The organism is Variovorax sp. 10N412 (assembly GCF_056394985.1).
On the sequence record NZ_JBFTIO010000037.1, the window covers coordinates 1 to 5,538 of the forward strand.

Here is a 5,538-nt window from a genome sequence, read left to right on the forward strand (position 1 = left end):
GCTTCAGGCTCGACCAGAAACTGACTGCCAATCAGCAGCTTTATCCCTTGCTCCTTCGCAGCCACGTGGGCGCGCACTACACCGGCCAGGCTGCATTCGTCGGTGATCGCCAACGCGCTGTAGCCCAGTTGCTTGGCGCGCTCGACCAGCTCACTGGGCTGGCTCGCGCCGCGCAGGAAGCTGAAGTTGCTCACGCACCGCAGCTCGGCGTACTCGGGTATCCACGCCTGCATAGCCTGCGCAGCGGGGCCGGCCACCGGCTTGAACATGTCCGCGCGCGCGGTGCCGGCCTGGTTGATCTTCGAGCGCAGCAGCTCGTAGGTGAACGACACACCGCTCAAGCGCCTGAGTTTCTCGAATGTGGCGCTGGTGACCTCCGATCGTCTGCGGCCGCCCGAAGCAAAGCCGAACAACAGTAAGTCACGATCGCTCAGACCCCGTAAGGACGCATCGCAGAGCGCGAGCAGCGGCTCTCGCGTGAGCGGCGCCTTATTGCGCGGCGCGACCTCGCGCGCCGCATAGGCCCGGCGGAAGCTCGCGAGCGCCTCGCACACGCTTGGGTCTTCGCAGGGATTGGCCGCGCCCGCCAGGCAATGCCTGCCGCCATGCCGAAAAGTAAAGGGAGGCGCGCAGCTTCCAGCTCTGCAGACGCTGCGTCTTTATCGGAGCTACTCCGTGCGGGCCTTCTGGTCGCCCTACGGCCTAACCCAACCCGTTGAGGCACTGATGTCGCTCGATCATTCCCGTGCAAGCCCAACGACCCGATAAAACCATGCCTCGGTTATGGGCATCACCGCCCGGCGTCAGCATCTTTCACGTGAAAACACCAACACCGGGAGATAGACGAAGACGCAATCTCGTGTCGCCAAGAATGCTTAAATCCTCAATTCAGCAATCCATGTCCCAGCGCGTGCGGGTGCGTAATCTCAAAAATCCAGGCGCAGCTTCATCCTCGACTTCCAAGCTTCTTGAGATGACGCTTTTGCAGTTTAAATGGCTTTTTACCAAAAAGAAAATTGCAATAAGAAAGCCGAGAAGAATGGAATTGGAGGAAGCAGCCTCACGCTATGACGCCGTCTTATTGGCGTGATGACAGTAATACCCGCACCAGATCACGGCGGCCTCGTGGAGACGAAAAAAACCACGATCGACCTAAGCCCAAGTTAATTCTGGGTATAAATTCATTCTCGCAGCGCTCAAGTGCGAGTATCTAACTCGGGATAGGCCCAGTTGTGCTGCTAGCAAAGAATAACCTCAAAACACCGAATGCGTTGACGTAAAGTTGCCCCCCGCGCATTAAGTCGAAAAGCTCCGATCGCGGTCCGTTGGAGTATTATGGCGCGGCCAATTGTTCATTAGAGCTTACAAAAACATGGCTCCATTCCATTCCTGTAGAGAATAAAAAATTGCGTGAGTTTTTCGCAGACGCTTGCTGTCTGAAAATTTCTTTGTCTATTAGCCAATCTACTGCCACAAGGAGCAGCTGTGACGATCGGGTCAATTTTCAAGGTTCTGTCACTCACCCCTACCCTCGACTACGCTTCAACTGCGCCGGTCAAATCACGTTGCGCTTTTCACCGATAGGACTATGCGAAATCGCTAATAAGTGAGCGACTCAGCCATGCCCTCGAAAAAATTTCCCCCTGAGGGGGTAAAGATCTTAGACGCGTTGCAACGCTCCTATTTATTGGCCGCCTCCCATTGCTCGGTTTGTTCGCCCGCCTAGACAGAACCGCGCTTGCGGTTATTAGGCTCAGGTTGCATAAAAGCGGAATGCAGCACAGTGTTTACTCTCTCAGCATGAGGCAAAGGTCAAGCTGCTCTAGCTATTTTGTTATCCGTCAGCTTGTATTTCTCCCTCACTAAAGGGTTTGATGCATGAGGAAACGGCCGACATCGCACCCGTGCAGTAGGATTTGTTTAAGAGTCGTGGTAGGTGGGAAGGAAATAAAGAGTGTGATGCAAGATGCTGTAAAACAAGCCATGAACGCCCAGTAGTTACATCAGCGGCCCTGCTTGGCGCTCAAATAGCGCGGAAGGCAGAAGCAAGGATGGTTTCCGGTCAAACTCGATAACCCCCTTGCCCATGCATAGCTTCGGGCGATCAGGGCTCCGAAGGCAAATCAGCCGCTCATCCAACGCGCTCTCTCAGACTCGGTATTCTCGGATGTCTAAGCCAAAACTCATCGCCGCCGCAACAACTTTGATCTGAAATTGCTGGGTAGGCACCGAGCGTCACCAGCGGAGCAGGCAGCAACACTCGACATCAGCAGCATGCAGCGGCCAGGCGATGAGCAGCTTCGGACGGGCAGTGTCAGCAGCAGCGAGAGCGTCGGCGGCTGCGAGTATCAGAAGCTATCAGACAAAGGTCCGCGAGCGAGGACCGCGAGTAAGCGGAACGACGGTCGACGGTCGACGGTCGACGGTCGGCGGTCGGCGTGGCGTGGCGTTGCGTTGCGGCTTGAAGCGTCGTTGCAGATTGGCGCCTAAGGCTGGGCAGCCAAGAAGACTAGGTCTTCAAGTTTAGGGGCCCAAGAGGCAGCGATTGACTCAAACGGCGTGACAACCCATTGGCTAGCCGTGCGAAAACCGATGTTCTGCCGGGTATGCCGAGGTGTAAGAACAGACACAGAGCAGTCGAGACGCCGTGGATATGAATGCCCGAAACCTAGCAACAACGCTCACAGGAATGCTCTTAGCTACTATACGTTTGTACGCACACTGTCCCAAAGTGGCGCGCCTTCAAATTGGACAGTAACATGAGTGTCCGAAAAAAGGAAGCCCGTTGGCATATGTCGATCGATCCAAAAATCCTTAGCCGTACACCCAAGACGATCGCGCAATACGAGGGCATCTTTGCCAGGTTTATGCGCCTAGGGCTCGAGCGGAGCCTTCAACCGGTTGTGCTCCAACCTGCTCCCAGTTCTGATGTGGCGTGGTCAGTCGAAGTTTTCCTAGAAAGGCGCGTCGAATGGTCAAAAGCCACGGAGCGCAGCTACCGCGCTGCAATGATCTACGCGCTAGATTCGGCAATCTCCGAAGGCAAGCCTTACTATGACGACGCCAAACGGAAGCTCCTGGGAATGACAGACCCGATCAGAGATCCACTCAAGCACTTCCAAAGTGATGAGGAACAAGCCAAGGCAATAACCGCTTTAGCAGAGATGCAAAAGAAGCGGAAGGAAGCGTTGGATGAGCGCCGTCGCTCAAGAACCGCTGGAAAAACGTCGACTCAGAAGGCTAAAAAGCTCTCACCAAGTGACATCGAAGCAGTAGTTCAGCGGCTCGATCTGAGCAGAAGTAAATGGAAAAACGATACGAAAGAATGGTTTCTTGCAGGGATTTTGACCGGTTTACGCCCCTCTGAGTGGGCGCAAGCAAGTCTGAACGACGCCGGGACAAAGCTTATGTTGGTCGTGAAAAATGGAAAAAACACCAATGGCCGCTCCTTTGGCGAGCATCGTGAACTCGACATCTCGGAGTTGAATCGCGATGAAAAGCTGTTGATCGGGCGGCATATCGAGCGTGCGAATTCCCATCAAGAACGGCAGAACTTTGAGGCTTGGTACAACCGTTGCCGCAAGTTGATGCACACAATCTCGCGGGTCATGCCGTCAACACGAACCACGCATCCCACGCTCTACAGTGCACGGCATCGGTTTGCCGCAACAGCAAAGGCTCAGCTATCCCATCGTGAGGTTGCCGCCCTCATGGGTCACGGCTCGGAAACTACAGCCGCGGTTCATTACGCGCGGAGGGATTCCTCCAACGGGCAAACTCGCGTGAAACCGTCGCAACGCAGCGTTCAGGCGCTCGCGGATCGCAATGGTCAAGAACCCAAAATTATTGTTTTTCCTAAAAAGGAACGAGCTAAATCGGACGCCTCAAAAATCTCAAATGCTCTGAAGGCCCTGGAGGCTGTGAAAGCCGCAATAGCCTTAACGGAAAATCCGCCGCGAAGCTCACGAAAACCAGCAATGTAGCCGCATGTGAAGAAACCGGGAAAGCGCCCGATCGATGCGTTCATTCCTAGTAACTGTCACGCGCACGGAATCGTTCGCACCTCCTTGCGATCTTTCCTCTTCTACGGGATTAGTATACAAAATGGGCTGCCCCCTTTCAAAAGCACTATGACGTGAAGCGTTCGAGCTTTTGCAGTAGCTCTCTAAGATGGTTCGAGACACGAATATGCAGATCCTCAAACTCCGGATCTGGTTTTCCATTACTCAAGCTTGTTGTATCGATCAAGCAATCGATAACTTGTCCCAAGTCAAGTCGGGCATCAAGCTCGACTTCATCCGCAAGTAATGACCGCATAAGTTCCTTACGCGCGAAATCGCCACGTACGCTCAGCGATTGAACTGAAATCACCAACTTTCCGTCGGCATCCACATTAATGTCGCCGTGCGCGCTGTAAACGAATCTTTCTTCGCCAGTCTTCAAGCTTGTTCGCAGGGGTTCAATTTTTTGTGGGACAAAGGCGAATTGAGGAAGTTGCCACCGATGCAGATTCGCTGAACCGAAAAAATTCGAGTGTGAAGTGTTTTCTTGTTGGATTGCAGCCTGCGGCATTGAAATAAACCTGTTAATCATCGAAGCCGCAATCATCGCAATGATTGTCTAGATTTCAAATTTTTCGGCAGTGCATCGACGGCCAAAAAATTTCGCGAAGAGCGATTTTTGAGCATGGACTCGACCCGATCCATTTCATTCAAAACTTATTCGAATCCGTTGAAATCACGGAACGGCTGCCTGCGCGAATGGTCAGCTCAATCGTTGAACGGTCTTGGTCACTCCATGTTCATCCACGACGTGGTGACGGGCCTGTGGGACAGCTGGGAGGACGACACCTTCGTGCGTGACAAGGAAAGCGGCCTGTACTTCGACGAAGACAAGCTGCACGTGCTCAACCACAAGGGCAAGCACTTTTCGGTGCGCGGGCCGCTCAATGTGTCGCGCTTGCCGCAGGGGCGTCCGGTGGTGGTGCAGGCCGGCGCGTCGGAGGCCGGGCGCGACCTGGCGGCGCGCACGGCCGAGGTGATCTTCGTGGCGCACCAGACCTTCGACGAGGCGCAGAGCTTCTACAGCGACATCAAGGGCCGCGCGGTCGCCTACGGCAGGGAGCCGGACGCGGTGAAGATCATGCCGGGCATCTTTCCGGTGGTCGGCCGCACGCAGGCGGAGGCCGAAGACAAGTTCGCGCAGCTGCAGGACCTGGTGCACCCGGTGGTCGGCGTGTCGCTGCTGTCGGGCGGATCGGCGGCTTCGACTTCTCCAACCTGCCGGTCGACGGGCCGGTGCCCGACCTGCCGGAAACCAACGGCCCGAAGAGCCGCCAGCGGCTGCTGCTGGACCTTGCGCGGCGCGAGAACCTGAGCATTCGCGACCAGTACCTGCGCATTGCAGGCGCACGCGGCCACCAGCAGGTGGTGGGCACGCCGTCGAGCATCGCGGACCAGCTGCAGCAGTGGTTCGAGGAAGGCGGCGCGGACGGCTTCAACATCATGTCGCCCTGGTTCCCGGGCGGCCTGGACGACT

General features: G+C 55.6%; 4 protein-coding genes and 1 pseudogene. 3 read left to right on the plus strand and 2 right to left on the minus strand.

Annotation, left to right across the window (positions count from 1 at the left end):
* Positions 1 to 554: PHP domain-containing protein (locus AC1DJH_RS32905; protein WP_478188586.1), on the minus strand; the 554-nt coding region annotated here is incomplete at its 3' end.
* A 344-nt stretch (positions 555 to 898) separates the two neighbouring features.
* Here AC1DJH_RS32905 and AC1DJH_RS32910 point away from each other — a divergent pair.
* Positions 899 to 1,090, plus strand: a complete 192-nt coding sequence (locus AC1DJH_RS32910) for a hypothetical protein (RefSeq protein WP_478188587.1) — start codon at positions 899 to 901, stop codon at positions 1,088 to 1,090.
* Between the two features lie 1,702 nt (positions 1,091 to 2,792).
* On the plus strand, positions 2,793 to 3,983 hold the full coding sequence (locus tag AC1DJH_RS32915) for a site-specific integrase (protein ID WP_478188588.1): 1,191 nt from the start codon (positions 2,793 to 2,795) through the stop codon (positions 3,981 to 3,983).
* A gap of 145 nt (positions 3,984 to 4,128) precedes the next feature.
* On the opposite strand, the gene AC1DJH_RS32920 is transcribed toward AC1DJH_RS32915, so the two are convergent.
* Entirely contained in the window at positions 4,129 to 4,608 is a 480-nt protein-coding gene (locus tag AC1DJH_RS32920; RefSeq protein ID WP_478188589.1) for a hypothetical protein, read from the minus strand.
* A 198-nt stretch (positions 4,609 to 4,806) separates the two neighbouring features.
* Between AC1DJH_RS32920 and AC1DJH_RS32925 the strand changes: the two are divergent.
* A pseudogene (locus AC1DJH_RS32925) lies at positions 4,807 to 5,538 on the plus strand (NtaA/DmoA family FMN-dependent monooxygenase); the annotation flags it as partial.